This is a genomic window from Acinetobacter bereziniae (genome assembly GCF_016576965.1).
Lineage (GTDB): Bacteria > Pseudomonadota > Gammaproteobacteria > Pseudomonadales > Moraxellaceae > Acinetobacter > Acinetobacter bereziniae.
Genome location: NZ_CP066119.1, coordinates 1,878,408 through 1,899,211 on the forward strand (window position 1 = coordinate 1,878,408; position 20,804 = coordinate 1,899,211).

16 protein-coding genes and 1 pseudogene are annotated in these 20,804 nt (G+C 38.2%); 9 read left to right on the forward strand and 8 right to left on the reverse strand.

Going from position 1 to position 20,804, the window contains the following annotated elements:
• Nucleotides 1-304: 304 nt before the first annotated feature.
• Nucleotides 305-748 (reverse strand): hypothetical protein, encoded by a 444-nt coding sequence (locus tag I9192_RS08730; protein ID WP_005029736.1) that lies wholly within the window; start codon nucleotides 746-748, stop codon nucleotides 305-307.
• A 624-nt stretch (nucleotides 749-1,372) separates the two neighbouring features.
• Between I9192_RS08730 and I9192_RS08735 the strand changes: the two genes are divergently transcribed.
• Both I9192_RS08735 and I9192_RS08740 read left to right on the forward strand, forming a co-directional pair.
• Nucleotides 1,373-1,825, forward strand: a complete 453-nt coding sequence (locus I9192_RS08735; RefSeq protein WP_005029733.1) for a hypothetical protein — start codon at nucleotides 1,373-1,375, stop codon at nucleotides 1,823-1,825.
• Between the two features lie 28 nt (nucleotides 1,826-1,853).
• A complete protein-coding gene (locus tag I9192_RS08740) occupies nucleotides 1,854-2,387 on the forward strand; it encodes a hypothetical protein (RefSeq protein WP_004831267.1) in 534 nt (177 codons plus the stop codon).
• A 271-nt stretch (nucleotides 2,388-2,658) separates the two neighbouring features.
• On the opposite strand, the gene I9192_RS08745 is transcribed toward I9192_RS08740, so the two are convergent.
• Both I9192_RS08745 and I9192_RS08750 read right to left on the reverse strand, forming a co-directional pair.
• Nucleotides 2,659-3,051 (reverse strand): hypothetical protein, encoded by a 393-nt coding sequence (locus I9192_RS08745; RefSeq protein WP_200150341.1) that lies wholly within the window; start codon nucleotides 3,049-3,051, stop codon nucleotides 2,659-2,661.
• Nucleotides 3,032-4,384 (reverse strand): MFS transporter, encoded by a 1,353-nt coding sequence (locus I9192_RS08750; protein ID WP_200150342.1) that lies wholly within the window; start codon nucleotides 4,382-4,384, stop codon nucleotides 3,032-3,034. The genes I9192_RS08745 and I9192_RS08750 overlap by 20 nt, the downstream gene beginning before the upstream one ends.
• Nucleotides 4,385-4,484: 100 nt before the next feature.
• Between I9192_RS08750 and I9192_RS08755 the strand changes: the two are divergent.
• Nucleotides 4,485-5,378, forward strand: a pseudogene (locus I9192_RS08755) (LysR family transcriptional regulator).
• 174 nt (nucleotides 5,379-5,552) lie between these two features.
• Here I9192_RS08755 and I9192_RS08760 read toward each other — a convergent pair.
• Nucleotides 5,553-6,782 (reverse strand): MFS transporter, encoded by a 1,230-nt coding sequence (locus I9192_RS08760; RefSeq protein WP_200150343.1) that lies wholly within the window; start codon nucleotides 6,780-6,782, stop codon nucleotides 5,553-5,555.
• A 147-nt stretch (nucleotides 6,783-6,929) separates the two neighbouring features.
• Between I9192_RS08760 and I9192_RS08765 the strand changes: the two genes are divergently transcribed.
• From I9192_RS08765 to I9192_RS08785, 5 genes are all read left to right on the forward strand, one after another.
• Nucleotides 6,930-7,715 (forward strand): AraC family transcriptional regulator, encoded by a 786-nt coding sequence (locus I9192_RS08765; protein ID WP_004831262.1) that lies wholly within the window; start codon nucleotides 6,930-6,932, stop codon nucleotides 7,713-7,715.
• Between the two features lie 575 nt (nucleotides 7,716-8,290).
• Complete coding sequence (locus I9192_RS08770; protein ID WP_004831261.1) at nucleotides 8,291-9,475, forward strand: efflux RND transporter periplasmic adaptor subunit; 1,185 nt, start codon at nucleotides 8,291-8,293, stop codon at nucleotides 9,473-9,475.
• Nucleotides 9,475-12,645 carry an efflux RND transporter permease subunit gene (locus tag I9192_RS08775; protein WP_200150344.1) on the forward strand — a complete coding sequence of 1,057 codons (3,171 nt, stop codon included), beginning with the start codon at nucleotides 9,475-9,477 and terminating at the stop codon, nucleotides 12,643-12,645. Before I9192_RS08770 ends, I9192_RS08775 begins: the two co-directional genes overlap by 1 nt.
• Complete coding sequence (locus I9192_RS08780) at nucleotides 12,645-14,105, forward strand: efflux transporter outer membrane subunit (protein WP_005029717.1); 1,461 nt, start codon at nucleotides 12,645-12,647, stop codon at nucleotides 14,103-14,105. The genes I9192_RS08775 and I9192_RS08780 overlap by 1 nt, the downstream gene beginning before the upstream one ends.
• A 161-nt stretch (nucleotides 14,106-14,266) precedes the next feature.
• Nucleotides 14,267-14,647 (forward strand): hypothetical protein, encoded by a 381-nt coding sequence (locus tag I9192_RS08785; protein WP_005029715.1) that lies wholly within the window; start codon nucleotides 14,267-14,269, stop codon nucleotides 14,645-14,647.
• Nucleotides 14,648-14,760: 113 nt separating this feature from the next.
• On the opposite strand, the gene I9192_RS08790 is transcribed toward I9192_RS08785, so the two are convergent.
• Nucleotides 14,761-15,996 (reverse strand): pyridoxal phosphate-dependent aminotransferase, encoded by a 1,236-nt coding sequence (locus tag I9192_RS08790; RefSeq protein WP_005029711.1) that lies wholly within the window; start codon nucleotides 15,994-15,996, stop codon nucleotides 14,761-14,763.
• Between the two features lie 221 nt (nucleotides 15,997-16,217).
• Between I9192_RS08790 and I9192_RS08795 the strand changes: the two genes are divergently transcribed.
• Nucleotides 16,218-16,397, forward strand: coding sequence for a hypothetical protein (locus tag I9192_RS08795; RefSeq protein WP_004831256.1), 180 nt, complete (start codon nucleotides 16,218-16,220; stop codon nucleotides 16,395-16,397).
• Nucleotides 16,398-16,808: 411 nt separating this feature from the next.
• Here the strand turns inward: I9192_RS08795 and I9192_RS08800 are convergent, their stop codons facing one another.
• From I9192_RS08800 to I9192_RS08810, 3 genes are all read right to left on the reverse strand, one after another.
• Nucleotides 16,809-18,266 (reverse strand): sensor domain-containing diguanylate cyclase, encoded by a 1,458-nt coding sequence (locus I9192_RS08800; protein ID WP_005029709.1) that lies wholly within the window; start codon nucleotides 18,264-18,266, stop codon nucleotides 16,809-16,811.
• Nucleotides 18,267-18,439: 173 nt separating this feature from the next.
• The gene (locus I9192_RS08805; protein ID WP_005029708.1) at nucleotides 18,440-19,873 is read right to left on the reverse strand and encodes a GGDEF domain-containing protein; all 1,434 of its coding nucleotides are present in this window, start codon (nucleotides 19,871-19,873) and stop codon (nucleotides 18,440-18,442) included.
• Between the two features lie 112 nt (nucleotides 19,874-19,985).
• Nucleotides 19,986-20,765: an A1S_2505 family phage non-structural protein gene (locus I9192_RS08810; RefSeq protein ID WP_004831253.1), complete on the reverse strand. Its 780-nt coding sequence runs from the start codon at nucleotides 20,763-20,765 to the stop codon at nucleotides 19,986-19,988.
• Nucleotides 20,766-20,804 lie beyond the last annotated feature (39 nt).

Genomic DNA, 20,804 nt, shown 5'->3' on the forward strand with positions numbered 1-20,804 from the left:
TGTTCATCCAATTTTTAGATCAGCCTGTGGCTAGCCATACTTTGTTTTGGCATGAGGAGCGAAGCTCCGCAAGGCAACCATCTTGCGCAGCGACATCGCTGCTCACCGCAAAACTCGTCAACTAATAGTAATACATTTAATCTGTCGCAGAAACAATATCTTATAAAAGTAGTCCTGCCTCGAACAGTTGCTGATGACGTTTCCGAGTATCATATTTCATCAAGGATTTTTATCGAACTCAGGTTACTCTAAATGAGATCAAGCACAACCGTGCTCTTAAAGCATTTCAAGTTTAAAAATATGATTATGGTTTTGGTGAAAAAATAACTTCTATAGATGAGCGACCACTTTTTTCATATACATAAGGTCCAATAAAGCTTTTGTTTGGATTTTTAGCAAAACTTCGATGCCACGCTCTTAATTTATTTTCAGACAACCATTCTAACTCTAAAGCATTATTGGGATGCCCAAAGTCGATGGTATTCACTGAAAACTGGTTAATCGACTGAATAAAAGCTCTACATCTTTCAGTTTCACCCTTTTTTAGTACTGATACTTGAACTTGTGTTGCACCACCAAACATCGCATCATTTGCACGGCATTGAAGTACCTGAACATGATAATGACCTTGAGGTGAAGGGAGGTCTTTGACAACTTTATTGACACTGCTCGATTGACATGCAGATAAAAATAGCATCAATGTAGTTATGCCAAGAATTTGTTTTATATTGATTTTATCTAATTGCATCGTATAAGCCTTTTGCATATTGATAGATGAATCTTTGTTATAATCCCAGAAAGTTTAAGCAAAATAGCATCAAATAATTTGATTTTTGCACAACAGACTAGTGTCAGTATTGCATAATATTTCAATAAATATGAAATAAAGTTTTTGATCAATAATTCTATTTTTTTAAATTATTTTTCATGTGTTTATTTTTTTAATTATGTCACATATGTTTGGCAATATGAGAAATACCAAAATCAGATTTACAAAAAAATGATATAAATAAAAGCGTACTTGCTGAAAAATAAGCAGAAGTTTTAAGCTAAGTTTGAACCTTGGATAAAATATAGATATTTATTTCAACAGAAAAAGGATCAAGTATTCGCTGTATATAGAAAATTTTTTATGTAAAACACATTCAATTTTTTAAGTTATGTATTTAACAGTTTCACATAATTTTAAAGATTAGATGCTCAATAATCTCAACATGATGAGTTTTGTTCGGATTTATACATTTAGATTATTGGATTTGGGCTGAATGATTCAGAAAACATCGCATCAAAAAAATGGAACAATGCTTTAGATAATTTCATGATAGATCAGCTACTAGTGCTGAAAATAAATCACTTGTTCAAGGACAACAGGATGAAAATCAAAAAAATTTTACTGGCAGCTATTTTAAGCTTTCCGCTGATCGCACACGCAGAAGGTCTAAAGTTAAAGAATAGTACAGGTGAGTTTGATCAATACACAGGACAAATCACGGTCAGTGGCGAATATTCATATTATTTTGAAGATGAAGTTTTAGGGGATGTGGTTTGTTTTCATCCTTATGCACCTTCGGATAAATTGATTCCACGGACTTCGAACGATCAGCGTTCACGATGGTTCTGTTTTACCCAGTCTAGTCAAGCCATCAATGCGTTTAAAATTAATAAAAAGTCTAAACAAGGTTATGAGGGTTACACGGGGCATGCCACAGTGACTGTTGGTGATTATGCCGTATATAGGGGTGAGAGTGAGGGGTTTGATACTGCAAAACTGATCTCTGTCAAGAAAGCAGAAGCACCAAAACTTGTGAAAAAGTCAGGTTATTAAACAATACAATCTAGATAAAGGATCAATGATGAAAACGATTAAATTTTTAATTGCAGGCATGTTAACTATCCCACTATTTGCTGAGGCAAAAACCTTACAGCAATGGGAACAATGTGCGGATAAGGCTGGTCGCAGTGTCAATGTGCAGGAAGTTGGCAATATTGGTTATGAAGCTGAAATCAAAAGACAGTGTGGTACACGCCCAGTCGCCACTGTCGGTATGGCGAAACCAGATGGAAAACTACCTTATGATGTGATTCAGGCAGAACCTTGGAAAAAGAAGTTCCAACAATTAACAGGCAAAGAATACAGCAAAGTTAAAACATCGTTAGTGGTATCAAGTGCAATGAAACGTGAGGGTGATTGGCTAATTGGTAGCGGTTATGATCCTAAAGGGGCAGGCGCGAGTAAAGCTGTGATCGCCGTCAATACCAAAACAGGAAAAGTTATGGCGTTGATGAGCTCTTATGATGGTGTGCAATATTTTGGTTTTGATGAAAACACAAAAAATATACCTCGCAAATTACAACAATGGATCAGTGAAGAAGTGGCGGCAGGTTAATTCGCTATTCACCATAGATGGGTTTTAAGTGATTGATTTGAGCTGATGAGAACGATTCATGATTTTAGTGGAACAATTCTCAGAATAGTTCCACTAAAATCCTCAAAACAATTTTTAGATTGAGTCAATCTGTGGAATTTGGGTGAAGCAACAAAGCATTAAATTCGTTGTTTCACCTAAAATCTTTAACCTATACCATGAATGTTGCTGTAGAGCCCAGTTACTCAAATCTTAGATATAAGCCTATATCAAATTAAAAATACGATTAGATTTATTGAACAAGTGTTTCGTGTAGATATTGCCAATAGCATTTTCCAGATTCAACTCTGATACAAGCAGTTGAGATTCTTAACTGCGCATGATCTGAAGTCTGCTGATGCTCCTGATATTGAATCCAATAATGGTTTTGAGCTTCAAATAAGGGAATAGCATTTGAAATAGTAATTTTTAATGCGGATTTTTTACCGATATTTTCACGAAATAAAGAGCTGACTTCTGCCAAAGAAATACAATGCCCCTGAATTGTGATCATTTTAAAATTTTGATCAAAACTCGACAAAAGCTTTTTTAAGCTGTCTTGTGCATTGGGATTGGTAAATACATCTTCAATCCAAATATGTAGATCTACAATATTTTTTAAAGCTTCATTGATTTGTTGATTCATGCGGCTTCTCCTTCCAAACAAAAATTAAAGCGATTGCGCACAATAGTGCTGCGATGAGAAAAGTATATTGGTAATGCATTAAGCTATTTGAGATGGGTAAAACACTAAAGATAGAAAGAAGAACGACAGTACCTATGCTAAAAGCCACTTGGCGATTGATGTTCCACAGCACACTTCCTTGTAATAAATCTTGTCCTTTAAAATCTTGTAATGAACTGATTTGAGCGATATTGGCACTCAAACCTCCACCTAAGCCCATGAGTAGATAGGCAAAAATTAAGATACTTAAATCGCTTAAACTCGATACCCAAAATAGTAAAGATATACCGACACTATGTAGCAAAATCCCAATCACAAATAATGTATTTTTTCCAAGGCGATGGTAGAGAATCCCACCACTGGTCATAGAAATAAATGCCCCAGAGGCATAGAGCAACATAAATAGACCTGTTTGTTTGGCATTAAAACCAAGATTAAATTGCAAATTAAAGATATTGAGTAAATTCACGCCAGTAAAAATGCCAGGTACTGCATAATAGACAATAAATGCTGTCCGTAAATTACAATTCTTTAATAATTGCAGATTGAGAATGGGAGCATGACAGTGCGTTGAATGCCGCAAATAAACAATAAGCATCAAGACTGAAATTGCGAAGCTTGTGATCGCAAAGAAAATATGATGTAGATCTGTATAGAATGAAAATGACAACAATAGACATAAAAGTCCAGTATTGATGAGAATCACGCCTTTAAAATCAGGGTGTTGATCGGACTGACGTTGCTCATCTCTAACCCAGTACCAAGCTAGGCATGCGGTCAGTAATGAAAATGGGAGGTTTGAAAAAAATACCCAACGCCAAGAGAACGTATCTACAATGATTCCACCTAGTGTTGGGGAAAACGCAGGAGCAATTAAAGCAATCGCCATAATCAGAGTTGAGATACGTTGCCGTTCATGATTAGGGAATAAACCAAATACCAATGCCTGCCCAACAGGAATTAATAAACCACCTGCTAAGCCTTGAATAAAGCGCCAGAAAATTAAACTATAAATGGATGTGCTAAAACCAATGAAGAAAATGCTGAACGAAAACAATAACATTGAAAAACAAAGTAGCTTTCGGTATCCCATTAGGCTTGAAAGCCACAAACTGATTGGCATGATCAAGACCAAACCAAGAATATAGGCATTGCTGATCCAAGCGGTTATAGATGGATTGACTGAAAAGAAAGCTGCAATACTGGGTAAAGCGATTGCTGACATAAAAATATTGATGCAATCAATAAAGAACCCAAGTAAAAATACTGTTGCTACTTTATAACGGTAAGACATAGCGACCTCCAAGATGAGGAAGCGTACGATGCTGACCTTTTATTGTCGATGCAGGCGAAGTAAAATCATTGTTTAATAATCTCAAACAATGAGTGATTTCATGCAGAAAAATCTCAAACAAATTACCAGTTTTTTACAGGTGGTAGATTCAGGATCATTTACCAAGGCTGCTGAGATTTTAGGATTAAGTCGTTCTATGGTCAGTATTGATATCAAACATTTAGAACAACGATTAAATGTCAATTTGCTGATCCGCAATACCCGTAATATTGCTTTAACTGAAGTTGGTTAAAATTTATACAATGATTTCAAACAGATTCAGTCTCAGGTTGATGCAGCTTTTGAGCGTAGTCAAAATTTTAGTAGCAATGTCACAGGGGTACTGCGATTTTCTTCAACCAATGAATTTGGACAACGCTTTGTTTTACCGCTGCTAGGCAAGTTTTGCCAACAATATCCTCAGTTACAACTGCAATATACCTTTAACTCTTCTTTGGATGATTTGGTGACTAAAAAACTTGATTTGGTTATTCGGTTGGGAAACTTAAAAGATTCATCATTGAAATCTCGAAAAATTGGTCAATACCCAATTTATTTAGTTGCTACAGCTGAATTTCTAGCACATCATCCAATCAATCAGATTGCAGACTTAGCCCATGTCCCTTGGATTGGACACAGTTTATTAAACTGGCAGGATACCCAATATGTTTTACAAAACCGTGGTGGTGAACAGTACGCTTTACCCTCTGTGAGGTACCAATACGAATCTAATTCAGCTGAAGCGATTCATCAAATGGTTTTGGCTTCTATGGGCGTTGCAATTTGCCCAGCGTGGTTGGTTGAAGATGATTTGCAACAACAGCGATTGATTCGTTTATTGCCTGATTTTGATTTGCCTGTACAAAATATTCAATTGCTCTATTCAAATACCCGTTCTTTACCCGCCAAGACACGTATTTTTATCGATTTTTTAATTGAACATTTGTCGCTGTGATCAGCAAAGTAAACCAATATTTTATAGCATGCCGATTGTAAGTTTGGAACTAAGTTAGCCTTAGTTTTGATAAGTATGAAAAAATGCAAAGAAGCAACTTGAGTTTTATGATGAAAGGGTAATTTTTTAGAAAAGATCAGTAAAGACATTGCTTTACTGATCATGAGATTTACTTTATTTCTGTTGTATATTTGGCAGTAAGGCTGTCATAAATCCTAATAAAGGAAGAAATGAGCATAATTTATAGACCCAGACAATTCCATGTGTGTCTGCTAAATGACCCAGTCCCGCAGCACCTACACCACCAATTCCGAACATCAAACCAAACATTAAACCTGCAATCATGCCGACACGCCCTGGAACGGCTTCCTGTGCATATACCACCAAAGCCGAAAAAGCAGAGGACATCACCAAGCCAATAATTACGGTGAGTACCGCTGTTCCTGTTAAACCCACATAAGGAAGCATGAGCGCAAAAGGGGCAACACCTAAAAATGAAACCCAGACCACAGCTTTTCTTCCGATTCGATCACCAACAGGACCTCCAACAAATGTTCCAAGTGCGACCGCACCGAGAAAAATAAACAAATACAGTTGAGAGGTTTGAATGGAAACATTAAAGCGTTCGATCAAATAGAAAGTAAAATAATTGGTAATGGCTGCAATATAAATAAATTTGGCAAACATCAAAACACAAATCACCGACATCGCTTGAATGACTTGGTGGCGGGTGAGTTTGGAGGTTTTTTGTTGACTTGCAACACCTTGTACTGGTGCTTGTTGAAGCAACCATTTAGTCACACGTAACAACACATAGATCGCTAAAGCAGCAACCACAACAAAAAGCCCAATGGCTCCTTGACCATTGGGGATGATCACGGCTGCTGCCACTAATGGACCTAATGCTGATCCTGTGTTGCCCCCCACTTGAAACATCGATTGTGCTGTACCAAAACGACCACCTGAAGCAGTACGAGCAATACGTGAGGCTTCAGGGTGAAATGTTGATGAACCAACACCAATCAGCGCTGCTGCGATCAATAAGCTTTGAAAGTTGCTGGCGATAGCAATTAAACCGATTCCGACTAAGGTGACTCCCATACCTGCTGGCAATAAATACGGTTTTGGATGTTTGTCAGTATATAAGCCAACCCAAGGTTGTAATAATGATGCAGTAATTTGATAAACCAAAGCAATCCAGCCGATTTGCGCAAAACTGAGCGAAAACTCTGCCTTTAACATCGGGTAGCTTGCTGTAACGACGGCTTGAATAGAATCATTCAATAAATGGGCAATCGCGATAGCACCGACAACGCGCAATACAAATTTTTGTGGGTAATCATCTGACGGAATTTTTTCTTGGGAAAATGGAGTTTCGACAACGGTATTGCTATGACTTGGCATGATTTCTCCGACAAGCTCTCTATGCTTGCAGTACTCGGTAAAAGGCTTTGTTTCTGAGTGTTTTTATCCTAAACTGAAGCTTCACTGACCCACAATCATATTTGGGACATAAACTATCGAGTTCGGGTCATTTTTAAGAGAAAAATCATGCGAAATATTCGGGTGAGTGATGTTGAGGATACAGCGCGTATTGTTATGGCAACAGGGAATGATTACCCAGACGGCACAATATTACCCAGTCATAGCCATAAAAGAGGGCAATGTTTATATGCAATTACAGGGGTATTAACGGTCAATACAGATCTTGGAAGTTGGGTTGTTCCTCCCCGTCGTGCATTATGGATTCCCAATGGTATACAGCACGAAGTCCATATGCGTGGCATCACCAAAACTCGCAGTGCCTATATTGTTCCAGAAGTGGCTAAGAAAGCAGGGTTGTTAGAATACTGTGCAGTCATTAATGTTTCTCCCTTACTGCATGAACTTTTATCTGCGGCAATAGATATTCCTGTGGAATATGAACTGGATGGCAGAGATGATTATTTAATGCAATTAATGATTAAAGAAATTGCGATCATGCCTGAATTACCGCTCAATGCACCTTTGCCTCAAGAAGCAAGGTTGAGCGCATTATGTTTAGAGATTTTAAAAGCACCCAGTTTAGATAAAGATCTTGATCAAATTGCAAAACAAGTCGGGATGAGTCGACGCCATTTCACTCGAATCTTTAGACTACAAACTGGAATGAGTTTTAGTCATTGGCGTCAACAGGCATGTTTATTGAATGCATTAATGCGTATGGAATTGGGTCAACCCATTACCCATGTTGCAATGGAGTTAGGCTATAGCAGCAGTAGTGCTTTTACCGCCGCATTTAAACGCTCATTAGGTCTTGCTCCCAGCTTTTATTTGCAGGGAAAAAATTCTGAGTAAATCAAAGCACGACAGCATATTCATATCGGTTGAGTTGAGACTAGATTTCCATCATTTAATATATCATCAAACCACCTGATTACTCATACATGCGCTTTGATATCAAACATTTATATGCAATGAACTTTATGCTTTTTATACAAGTTTTTAAAGACTTGGATGATTTCATTTGTTTTGCACTTTTGAATCATAGATCACCTTTCTATCCTGAGACGACATGGAAGTCGCCATGCTGAGCGGGGGATATAAGCAAAAACAAAGCACTGCTTTATTTGCAGCGTGAGAACATCTCATGGTTGAAAAAAACTTGATTCTTTTTAGTCATCAACCAAAACTTAATTGATAAAAACGCTATTTTGATATTTTTAAAGTTTTAATTTCGAATTAGAAAAAATAATAGGTGTTAATTTTTAAAATTTTGCAGCATTTTTTTCTTTATTATTCATCCTTATTCAATCATTAAATATAACTAAATAATCCTATTGACTTTCCAGTAATGGGAAGCTTTAACCTGACCGCTATCGCTACAACAACGTTTTGAATACACCGTAGCATCTCAGGAAATGGGGCATAATATGAAAGCTAAAATGATCGTAGTCTCTATTGCAGTCGCTGCTGTGATCTCAGGGGGGCTCATTTATAATGCACAAAACCAACAAAGTAAAACTCAAGCACAGGCAGCAACCGCAGCACCAGCACCTACAGTTCCAGTCGCAGAAGTGATTACACATGAACTTAGACCCACTGCTGAATATACGGGGTATTTGTCTGCTCCCCAAAGCGTTGAGTTACGTTCTCGTATCGGTGGTGTAATTGAAAGGGTCAGTGTGCCAGAAGGAAGTTATGTCCAAAAAGGTCAGACACTTTTTAAAATTGATCCTGAACCTTTTCAATTGGCATTGGACATTGCTCAAGCACGATTAAAGGCGATTGATGTCCAATATAAACAAGCCATTGCAGACTTTAATCGTGCCAATCAATTGCTTGCCAGTGGCGCGGTTTCTAAAAAAATATACGATGACGCTCTAGCCACAAAAAACAATCGTCAGGCTCAAGTGCAAGAAGCACATACGGCTGTAGATGAAGCAAAACTTAACTTGTCTTATACCAATATCAAAGCGCCCATATCAGGGCGTGTTGATCGCGTTTTAGTGACTGCTGGTAATTTAATCACGGGTGGCAATACCAGTAATACGACTTTGTTGACCAGCATTGTTTCCGTAAACCCTTTGTACGTATATTTTGATTTGGATGAAGCCACCTTATTAAAGTTAAAAGAGCAGAACAAACAGGGATTGCTTAATTTACCCATCGCTATGGGATTAGCCAATACCGAAAATCATCCTTATCTCGGTCAATTAAATTTTATCAGTAACCAAGTAGACCAGCGCACAGGAACAATTCGTGTCAGAGCTTCAGTAGAAAACAAACAAGGTGAATTAAGCTCTGGAATGTTTGCACGTATTCAGTTAACAACAGGTGCAAATTATCCAGCGATTTTAATAGATGATCAGGCAGTCGGTTCAGATCAGGATAAAAATTATGTCTTGATACTCGGTGCTGGAAATAAAGTTGAGTATCGACCTGTCAAATTGGGTGCAATGTTTAATGGGCTTCGCATTATCGATCAAGGTTTGAAATCTGGTGAAAAAATCATTCTCAAAGGTTTGGTTGGACCTGGAATGCAAGTAAACCCCAATATCGTTCCTATGCAAGACAATACACAACAAGCTAAAGTTGCGAATCAGGGAGAAAAATAATGAAAAATTTCCCTCACTTTTTTGTAGATAGACCAATATTTGCAATCGTCATTTCTGTATTGATGTTGATTGTCGGAACTTTGGCATTATTTAAACTTCCGCTCAGTGAATATCCTCCGGTTACGCCGCCTACAGTCCAAGTTTCAACGAGTTTTCCAGGTGCAAATCCACAAGTGATTGCAGAAACTGTTTCTTCACCATTGGAACAGGAAATTAATGGTGTTGAGAACATGCTGTATATGAATTCTCAAACCGCTACAGATGGTCGAATGGTGCTGACCGTAACATTCAAGCAAGGAACTGATCCCAATCTGGCAGAAATTCAGGTACAAAATAGGGTATCAAGAGCCTTACCTCGACTACCTCCTGAAGTGCAACGAATTGGAGTAATCACGCAAAAGGTTTCTCCTGATATCTTGATGGTGGTCCATCTTCAATCGAAAAATAAATATCATGACTACCTCTATGTTTCAAATTACGCAAATTTAAATGTACGTGATGAGCTTTCACGCTTGCCTGGCGTGGGAAGTGTCGTAGCGTGGGGTGGAGAATATGCAATGCGGGTTTGGATTGACCCTAAAAAAATTGCATATCGTGGTTTAACTGCAAATGATGTGGTCAAAACGATTCGGGAACAAAACGTTCAGGTGGCAGCCGGTTCTGTCGGGCAGCAACCGCATGCTTCAGCAGCATTTCAGCTTACCGTGAATACCTTGGGGCGTTTGACAACACCTGAGCAGTTTGGCGAGATTATCCTAAAAACGGGTGAGAATGGTCAGGTTACTTATCTAAAAGATGTCGCACGCATTGAAATGGGTGCAGATGCATATTCTTTACGAAGCCTATTAGATGGCAAACCTGCGGTGGCTTTACAGATCTTTCAAAGCCCAGGGGCAAACGCCTTGGATGTGTCCACTGCGGTTCATCGCAGTATGGAAAAAATGCAAAAGAATTTTCCACAAGGCATGGAATATAAAATTGCCTATGATCCAACAATTTTTGTCCGTGCGTCTCTAAAATCTGTAATCATCACGCTTTTAGAAGCGATTGCCTTAGTTGTAATCGTGGTCATCGTGTTCCTACAAACATGGCGTGCTTCAATCATTCCATTGGTAGCAGTCCCTGTCTCACTGGTAGGTACTTTCGCATTAATGCATTATTTTGGCTTTACATTGAACACACTCACCCTATTTGGTTTGGTGTTGTCCATCGGTATTGTGGTCGATGATGCGATTGTGGTTGTGGAAAATGTAGAACGGCATATTGTCGGGGGCGAAGCACCTAAAGAAGCTGCCCGTAAGGCAATGACGGAAGTCACGGGACCGATTTTGGCAATTACTGCAGTTTTATCAGCAGTGTTTATTCCTTCTGCATTTTTAACAGGCTTACAAGGTGAGTTTTATCGACAATTTGCCTTAACGATTGCAATTTCAACCATTTTATCTGCGATTAACTCGTTGACGCTTTCTCCAGCGTTGGCAGGAATACTGCTCAAACCTCATGGTGATACAACAAAACGCGATCGTTTATCACGATTGATCGAGTTTTTATTTGGATGGTTCTTTAAGCGATTTAACCGTTTCTTTGATAAAGCATCAGATGGCTATGTTTGGTCTGTACGCAAGGGTGTGCGTATGAGTGCAATTATTCTGTTTCTTTATGCAGGATTTTTAGCGCTAACTTGGCTAGGTTTTAATAAGGTTCCAAACGGTTTTGTCCCTGCGCAAGATAAATATTACTTGGTCGGGATTGCACAGCTTCCAACAGGGGCGTCACTTGATCGAACTGAAGCTGTGGTGAAAAAAATGACCCAGATTGCTTTAGATGAACCTGGTGTTGAAAGTGTCGTTGCATTCCCCGGATTATCGGTGAATGGACCTGTCAATATTCCCAATTCAGCGCTCATGTTTGCCATGTTAGACCCGTTTGAACAACGACAAGATCCTTCTTTGTCTGCCAATGTCATTGCAGGCAAATTAATGGGTAAATTTAGCCAAATTCCTGACGGATTTGTCGGTATATTCCCACCACCACCTGTACCGGGTTTAGGTTCTACAGGCGGATTTAAGTTACAAATTGAAGATCGATCAGGACATGGTTTTAATGCATTGGCTCAGGTTCAAGCACAAATTATGGCAAAAGCTGCGCAAGCACCTGAATTGGTAGGCATGTTGGCAAGTTTCCAAGCAAATGCTCCACAACTTGAAGTCGATATTGATCGAGTCAAAGCCAAGTCACAAGGTGTGGCTTTAAATGAAATCTTTGAAACTTTACAAGTCAATATGGGGTCGATCTATGTCAATGATTTCAATCGCTTTGGGCGCACTTATAAAGTGATTGTACAGGCAGATGCACCATTCCGTATGCAATCTCAAGATCTTGAACAGCTTAAAGTCAGAAATAGTGCTGGTGAGATGATTCCGCTTTCAACTTTTGTCAATATTACCCGAAGCTCAGGACCAGACCGTGTGATGCACTATAACAGTTTTCGCTCTGCAGACATTAGTGGTAGCCCTGCGCCAGGATATTCTTCAGGTCAGGCAGCAGATGCAATTGAAAAAATTGTTAAGGAAACACTTCCGCAAGGCATGACATATGAGTGGACAGATTTGACCTATCAAGAAAAAATGGCAGGCAATACGGCGCTCTACATTTTCCCTCTAACCGTGATTTTAGCCTTTTTGATCTTGGCGGCTCAGTACAATAGTTGGTCTATGCCGTTTGCAGTACTTCTTATTGCACCTATGGCGCTATTGTCTGCAATAGTTGGTGTGTGGTTGTCTGGCAGTGACAATAATATTTTTACGCAAATTGGCTTCGTTGTGTTGGTAGGATTGGCTGCAAAAAATGCGATCTTGATTGTTGAGTTTGCCCGAACCAAAGAAGAGGAGGGATTAGATCCACTCGACGCTGTTTTGGAAGCGGCACGCTTACGATTACGTCCTATTTTAATGACCTCGATTGCCTTTATCGCGGGCGTTATCCCACTTGTTTTAGCCACAGGTGCAGGTGCGGAAATGCGTCATGCAATGGGAATCGCCGTATTTTCTGGAATGCTTGGGGTTACTATATTCGGTTTATTATTTACCCCAGTGTTTTATGTCGTCATTCGGAAATTTATTTTAGCGCGTGAACAAAAGGCACGTTTAGCGAATGAGGAGAAATTGTAATGAGCAAGTTTCATATACAACAGCAATATTTACGTTATCGATTTATACCTCATCAGCAGTTGGTTGTTACTTTTTTAATCGTGCTGATTTCTGGTTGTTCTTTTGCTCCTAAATATGAACGTCCAAATGTGGATATTGCGTTGCAATATCCACAAGGAGATGCGTATCCAAAAACATATACACATCCGAAGAATGCTGAGAATGTTCTAGATATCGGCTGGCGGGCTTTTTTTAAGGATCCATTACTACAGCAACTGATTGAACATGCATTGGCGAACAATCATGATCTGAAGATAGCTGCGCTAAATGTTGCTGCACTTGAAGCACAATATCGTATTCGACGTGCAGACTTGTTTCCACATTTAAGCACCAATGCTGATGCAACAGTTCAAAAGCTTCCGTCAGATATTGCCTATAATCGTCGTATATATCAATTGGGGTTAAGTTCAGTGGCATGGGAACTTGATCTGTGGGGACGATTAAGAAATTTAAATGAACAGGCATTACAAAATTATCTAGCCTCAGACGAAACACGAACTGCGGTACACATGAGTTTAGTTTCGGCAGTTGCACGTGCATATATGACCTTACAGGCAAACCATGAACAGTTGAGTTTGACACGTGCAACAGTTCAGGCACAGCAACAATCCTATGAGCTGACTAAGGCTTTGGTTAAAAATGGTCAAGCCACACAATTTGATTTAAGTTTGGCTGAAATGTCCTTACGTGCGGCACAATTTGACCAGTCAAAAATGGTGAGATTGGTTGCACAAGATCGCAATGCTTTAATTTTATTGATGGGCACGCCTTTGTCTCAATCAATAGCGTTAGAACTTGACCAAGCTAAAGATTTATCAGACCGCAAATTGCTTTCGCAAATCTCCGCAGGCTTACCTTCTGATTTATTGATGAGACGTCCAGATATTAGAGCGGCTGAACATATGCTTTTAGGTGCCAATGCCAATATTGGCGTGGCACGTGCTGCATTTTTCCCTTCTATTCAGTTAACTGGTTCAGTCGGTATTGCGAGTTCAAGTTTAAGTGATCTGTTTGATTCAGGAACAGGTATGTGGAATTTTATTCCTAAGATTAGCTTACCTATTTTTCATGCTGGTGCGAATAGAGCCAATTTAAATCATGCTCAAGTGTTAAAAAGAATCGAAATAGTGAATTATAACAAAGCTATTCAAACTGCATTTCGCGAAGTCTCGGATCACCTCGCAGGGCAAGCCACACTGGATGAGCAAATTAAAACACAGCAGCAAAGTGTGAATGCCAGTGAGAAAGCATATCAATTGGCAAAGCTGAGATTTAAAGCAGGTCAAGATAATTACTTTGTCGTTTTAGATTTAGAGCGTACCTTATATGCTGCCCAACAGCAGTTAATCCAAACGCGTTTGGAACAATTGAACAATGAAATCCAGCTATATAAAGCGCTTGGCGGGGGATGGATCAGATAGTAAGGAAAAGTAACGCTGCATACTTCAGCAATTTGACTCAACATCATGATTATTCAAGAAGTATGCAGCCCGCTTTGTATGTCGCAATTGTAATTTTCATGCCCATTCTTTGTATAACTTCAATCTTTAGAATGAAAATTGAATTATCACAGGAGAATTACATGAAAACTTTGATCAAATTTGTTTTTATTGGTCTATGTGGTGTTGCAAGTTCTAGTTTTGCATCACAACATCATGAGCAAAACATGAAAATTGATCACTTTGGTACAGGTAATGATGGTGATAATAGCTCAGGTCTTTTGCTGAAACAGCCGATGAAACTCGTTCCGGCATCAAAGCAACAAAGAACCAAAGAACCGCGTATTGAACATTATGGTACAGGTAACGATGGTGACAATACTTCAGGTTTATTATTGGTTGACCATGAAAAAGTTTATGCTTTATCAAATACCTATACACCACAACCTGATCAAAGACGAATTGAGCATTACGGTACAGGTAACGATGGTGATAATACGACAGGACTACTGCTTCAGGAATAATCTTTATTCGCGTTGATGGATCAACAAGGTATTACAGCAGATAGAGCAATAGACAAAAAAATGGGTGTATCAATACACCCATTTTTACATCAAATCACAGTGATAATAGTAGACTATTGCGCTGCTTTTTCAGCTTCGATAGAAGCAATTGCAGCATCAATACCTTCAATTGAATCAGCAGCTTTTTTGATACGTGCAAGCGCATCTACTAGAACTTCATCAGCAGTTGCGTATGAAATACGCATATACCCGCCTAAACCAAAAGCATCGCCAGGTACAACAGCAACACCAGTTTCTTCAAGTAACCATGCAGAGAATTCAGTGCAAGACTTTAGACCCTTAGCACGAATCAAAGGACGAATGTTTGCATAAGCATAGAATGCGCCGTCAGCAGGTAAACAAGTGATGCCGTGAATGTCGTTTAGACCTTGAACAACAAGATCATGACGACGTTTGAATGCTTCAATCATTGGCTCAAGAACATCTTGAGGACCATTCAATGCAGCCTCAGCAGCTACTTGTGAAATCGATGTTGGGTTAGATGTTGATTGTGATTGAATCTTTTTCATCGCACCGATTAATTTTGCTGGACCAGCAGCATAACCAATACGCCATCCAGTCATTGCATAAGCTTTAGATACACCATTCAACACGATGACACGGTCATAAAGATCAGGTGCAACTGTTGCAATATTATAGAACTCATCATCCCAACGGATTGGTTCATACATATCGTCTGATGCTACAAAAACTTCAGGGTATTTGCGTAAAACTTCAGCCAAGGCTTCAAGTTCAGCTTTAGTATAGATCATCCCAGTAGGGTTTGAAGGGCTGTTTAAAACCACCAAACGTGTTTTATCAGTAATCGCTGCTTCTAATTGAGCAGGGGTGATCTTGAAGCGCTGTTCTTCACCACACTTCACGATAACAGGAACACCCTCTGCAATAATCACCATGTCAGGATAGCTAACCCAATATGGTGCAGGGATAATCACTTCATCACCTTTATTTAACAAAGCCAGCGCCAAGTTAAAGAAAGACTGTTTACCACCACACGAAACCAAAATTTGGTTTGCTGCATAATCAAGATTATTATCACGTTTTAATTTAGCAATAATCGCTTTTTTAAGGCCAGGGGTACCATCAACAGCGGTGTATTTGGTAAAACCGTTGTTAATTGCTGTAATAGCAGCATCTTTGATGTGTTGTGGGGTGTCAAAATCTGGTTCGCCTGCGCCCAATCCGATTACATTTTTACCAGCAGCCTTTAATTCAGCAGCTTTATTGGTAACAGCAAGCGTTGGAGACGGTTTGATGGCATTTACACGATCAGAGAGACGTACGTCCACGGCGTTATTCCTTCTTATAGGGATTAAAAAATAAAAAGCACATTATCATAGCCTAAATTTTAAGGTTTGGTCGTTTAATATTTATGCAAATTGACCAAATATTCACGAAAAACAAAAAATTAATGTATCAATAGAATACAAATAAATAAGCGCAATGGAGATCACTCGCATCAAGGGCAAAATTTACGTACAATATAGCCAGTTAAAATTGAGTGAATCACATGAGCACCCAAAATACTCCCAAAAAAAAGCCATTGGTGAATTTACCTTTTCCAATGCCATCAGCTATTGAAAATGTAGATGATGTTGCCCACAATCAAGTGCGCCCAAAACCTGAGCAATATGCAGACCGTACATGGATGCCTCCACGTGGTACACGTCGTTCGATGGGTAAACGTTAAAGTTTGAATAGAAAAGGTAGGTGCATAAAGCACCTATTTTTATGTCTTATTTTTAGGGTCTGTGGACATTTCATAAATGGCTTGCGTTGTAGGTTAAAATTGAGCAGGCAAGGCATGAAATGAAGAGAATAGCGAGACTATTTTTAAGTTTCATAACGTAGCCTGAGATAATTTTAGCCACAACCCTGAGCAAGAACAAAGCACTGCTTTGTTTGCAGCGCAAGGCGTAGCGGGGACTAGCGTGTTTTTTGTCGCTTCGTCGTTACGAACTACTCATTTAGAATGACTAAATTTCGTATTTCGCGCCTAAAATCGCCTAAAAAACACACCTAGTCGCAAACATAGACGAATTGTCCACAGACCCTAGATATATCAAGCTGGTGTTGAGGGTTTCGGCTAAGCTTTCCCGTTTTATATTAAGTTTTGTTCATTGAGCATTTCAGTGACGTATTCATAATAATTTTTCTTTTTTTGATACATCAATAAATCCGCTCGCTTCAACATATTATCAATACTTTCATTTTCATTGGTTGTGGCATAACCAATTGCAATGCTGATCGGCTGTGAAGAGTAGTACTGATTATCAATATTCAGTAATTCCTCTATGGTCATAATCATAGATTCAACCATTTGCTCATTGGCTGCAGGCATAAGCAGCACAAATTCATCTCCGCCAATTCGGGACGCGGTATAACTGGTATTGGCAATCGTACGACTGAGAATATTGCCCATTCGGCGTAACAAACCATCCCCAATATCATGACCGAATTGATCATTAATGGCTTTTAACCCATTCATATCGATGAAAACTGCAGAGGTCGGACGCAATATATTGCGTTCTAAACGATTAATTTCTTCTGTATAGAATGAACGGTTAAATAATTTGGTCAATACATCATGTTTACCTAGGTATTCCAAATAACTTTCTGCTTTTTTACGCGCCGTAATATCGGTGAGTGCGACTTGAACTAAACTCCAGTCTTCCTCATAACCAGGGAAAACAGTAAATTGCAACAATACATTCCGTACCGAGCCATCTAAAGCGTAATTGATCGCTTCACGTTGATGGTGAATTTTACCATTCCACAATTCAATCAACTGCTCTCGGAATGTTTGGTAAATTTCTTTGGCAAAGACTTTGTTTAAGTTTTTAAATAAGGTTTCTTTATCTGGAGCCTTAAATAAGTCCAGTGTTGCTTGATTGACATCCAGTAAAATAATATCTTCAATACATTGGTTCACAAAGTCTGTATGTACATCCAAAAAGGTTCTAAAATCATCAATACCGATTTGGCGTAACTGATCTAAACGCATTTTGACCCGACTAAAATCCTCTACCCATAATGAAGCAGGTGAATAGATAAAGCGAGATTCTGCAAGTTGTCGATTTTTTTCTTCTAGACGACGGGCATTTTGATAGTCTGTAATATCTTCTGTGGTAATAAGAACTTGATTTAAACTCTCTTCTGAACCAGGCATCACCGCGCCACGTAGTTTGATGTCCAGCTTTTTTCCTGAAATCGTGTAATTTACAGTGGTGCTGGAAAACTCTGTCTGACCTTCCCAAAGTGCAACCAACTCTTTGATATGTGAATCAAACATTTCTTTTTGGAAAATAACATTTAAATTTTGACAGAGATGTTTTTGATTTTTTGCTTCAAAAAGCTGTAAAGTTTTTTGATTCACTTTAACAATTTTAATTTTATGTGCGCATTGAGTCACTTGTTCTGGATGTGCTTCTAAAAAGCTTTGAAGATTTGTAATCCCTTGATCTTTCCACTGATTAAATTGTTCTTTTATTGCACTATAATCTTCTAACCACATAGGTGTGGGGGATATATCAAAAATAGAAGAATCGGAAAATGCCATTACAAGATTCTCGTTTGCTATAAAAGTCATTTAATTGTTTTGGAATATATCCTAAAATTTAAGGATGTAAAATAATAAGCAAAAATAAAATGTAAATTATTTATTATCTCTAAAAAATAGTGATAACTGACTCACTTTGTCCATTTACTGACAATTAGTGTAAAAGTGTATTTTTAATATTTAAAATCATGCTGACGACTGACCTGATTTAAATAAAAATATTGTTTATCCTTATACATCATTTGATCGGCTTTTTTTAATAAATCCGCGATATCACCTTGCTGATTTATACTTGCATAACCAAATGCAACACGAATTGGATGGTGTGGAAACGCTAATTGATCAGCCAATAATTTTTGTTGAATTATGGTTATGAGATTATCTATATCACGTTGATTTGCTTCAGGCATTAAAATTACAAACTCATCTCCGCCTATACGAGATACTGAATAATTGGTTTTTAAGGTCGATGTTTTTAAAAGTTCTGCAAATCTTTGGATTAATAAGTCTCCAATATGATGACCTTGAACATCATTGATTTTTTTTAATCCATTAATATCCAAATAAATACAGGAAAGTGAATGAAATGCAGCGGATTGTAAACGTTGGATTTCTTCACTAAAAAATGTGCGGTTATATAATTGGGTCAATTGATCATGTTGATTGGCGTAGTGTAAATAATCTTCTAATTTTTTTCGTTCAGTTAAATCTGTAAATGCAATTTGCACGGTATCCCAATTATGTTGTGAGTCAGGGAAAATGACGAAGTGTTCTTGAACATGAATTAAATCACCATGCACCGACTGATATTCACATTCTCGTTTAATTTGATGCTGTCCATTCCATAAATATAATAGTTGTTGAGAAAAATTTTGAAGAAGATGATCTTTAAAAATACGATGTAGATGCAGACAAAACTGTTGTTTATTGTAGGCACAAAAAAGGTCAAGCAAAGCTTGATTGACACCTACAGTTTGGATGTTTTTAAAACAAAAAAATAAAAAATCAGGATTTTTTTCGATATAGCTTTTTAAATCTGTAAGGTGATTGGCTTTGAGTTGATCAAATATTGTTTTGATCTTGCTATAGTCTTTTACCCAAAGTGCGGTTGGAGAATGTAAAAATAAAGATTCAGCAAAACGTCGCGCATTTTGTGATTGCGAAATATCCTCAGTGGTCAATAGCACTCGATCCCAACAATCCTTGTCATCGGACAAAATGTTGGCTCTCAACTGGACATCGATTCTTTTACCTTGACAAGTATAGTTGATGACTGGAATAGAGCAATTTTTTTGTTTGTTCCACAATGCTGAAAAAAATTCAATATGCATCATCTCAGTGTCTTGACTATGCATTTCTGGAAATTTTTCTATAATTTCTTCTAAATTATGGGCTTCATACAAATTGAGTGTACTTTGATTGACATTAATGGTTTTAATTGCAGCTAGACAGGGGACTAAACGTTGAGGATCTTCGATTAAATAGTGCTGTATATCAGATATACCTTCAGCAGCCCAGGCATCAAAAATCTTTTTGATGCCACTAAAATCCTGTAGCCACATCGCAATGGGAGACAAATTAAAAATCGTTAAATCGATTTGCTCCATTCTTATTCCATTTTATTATTTATAAATTTAGCTTAAATATAATACGGTAAAATGGCAATACCTAAATATATTGTGATGTGAAGAAAAAGTGATCCTATGCACTATACTTGACTTACTTCTTGGCATGATGTTCTGCTTTAGGCGCTGCAATCACGCGTTGACCTGTCCATACATCAATAAAATCTGTTTCATTTAAATGATAAAGCTCTAACAATGCCAAAATCGCACCACCAATAATCATTGAACCTTCAGAGTTCGGTTGGAATTCAATTATTTTGCCATGCAGATTGTGAAGAATGTCTTGTATTTCAAAAATCCGATCACGTCCATTACTGTCATTTGGGTACATGGGCGTGTTTAAAATAATCGTGGCTAGGCTTTTTTCTGCATCTGTTAAATCTAAATTTTGTATTGCTTGCTCAGGATCAGCACTAAAAATGACCTGATCTGTAATAAAACTATGCAACAATTTTTGCGTCAGCTTGGGTAATGTCTTTTCAACGAAAGGGCGGAATGAGACTGGAAAAATCACATTACGCGCGATTCCCTTAAACATGGGCGCGATTTCTTCAACTTTATAACCTGCAACACCACATCCCACAGACGTAATGAAATACTTCATTTTTGGATGATTCTTAGCATATATTTTAAAATCATCAATATAATGTTGAATTTGTGAAAGCGGCATTTGTTGTAAATGTTCATTCATGGTTGGAATTGCAAAACTCTGACCTGCCCAACCACGTCCCACACCTTTGGTTGCCCCGAAAAATAAATGCGCTGTTTTTGCAGCACCACCTTGATGTGTTCCTGCCAAATTACTTCCGAAAACAAATACAGTGTCTTCAGGTAAAGTTTTGATAATGCTTTCATCATGGTAGTGATATGTCATGTTTTTCAATCCTTTAATCGGCTTAATTCCATGTTGCTA

Excerpts from the sequence above, each read along its gene's own strand:
- I9192_RS08730 (WP_005029736.1), bottom strand. The coding sequence starts at position 748 with ATGCAATTAGATAAAATCAATATAAAACAAATTCTTGGCATAACTACA.
- I9192_RS08735 (WP_005029733.1), top strand. The coding sequence starts at position 1,373 with ATGAAAATCAAAAAAATTTTACTGGCAGCTATTTTAAGCTTTCCGCTG.
- I9192_RS08740 (WP_004831267.1), top strand. The coding sequence starts at position 1,854 with ATGAAAACGATTAAATTTTTAATTGCAGGCATGTTAACTATCCCACTA.
- I9192_RS08745 (WP_200150341.1), bottom strand. The coding sequence starts at position 3,051 with ATGAATCAACAAATCAATGAAGCTTTAAAAAATATTGTAGATCTACAT.
- I9192_RS08750 (WP_200150342.1), bottom strand. The coding sequence starts at position 4,384 with ATGTCTTACCGTTATAAAGTAGCAACAGTATTTTTACTTGGGTTCTTT.
- I9192_RS08760 (WP_200150343.1), bottom strand. The coding sequence starts at position 6,782 with ATGCCAAGTCATAGCAATACCGTTGTCGAAACTCCATTTTCCCAAGAA.
- I9192_RS08765 (WP_004831262.1), top strand. The coding sequence starts at position 6,930 with ATGCGAAATATTCGGGTGAGTGATGTTGAGGATACAGCGCGTATTGTT.
- I9192_RS08770 (WP_004831261.1), top strand. The coding sequence starts at position 8,291 with ATGAAAGCTAAAATGATCGTAGTCTCTATTGCAGTCGCTGCTGTGATC.
- I9192_RS08775 (WP_200150344.1), top strand. The coding sequence starts at position 9,475 with ATGAAAAATTTCCCTCACTTTTTTGTAGATAGACCAATATTTGCAATC.
- I9192_RS08780 (WP_005029717.1), top strand. The coding sequence starts at position 12,645 with ATGAGCAAGTTTCATATACAACAGCAATATTTACGTTATCGATTTATA.
- I9192_RS08785 (WP_005029715.1), top strand. The coding sequence starts at position 14,267 with ATGAAAACTTTGATCAAATTTGTTTTTATTGGTCTATGTGGTGTTGCA.
- I9192_RS08795 (WP_004831256.1), top strand. The coding sequence starts at position 16,218 with ATGAGCACCCAAAATACTCCCAAAAAAAAGCCATTGGTGAATTTACCT.
- I9192_RS08800 (WP_005029709.1), bottom strand. The coding sequence starts at position 18,266 with ATGGCATTTTCCGATTCTTCTATTTTTGATATATCCCCCACACCTATG.
- I9192_RS08805 (WP_005029708.1), bottom strand. The coding sequence starts at position 19,873 with ATGGAGCAAATCGATTTAACGATTTTTAATTTGTCTCCCATTGCGATG.
- I9192_RS08810 (WP_004831253.1), bottom strand. The coding sequence starts at position 20,765 with ATGACATATCACTACCATGATGAAAGCATTATCAAAACTTTACCTGAA.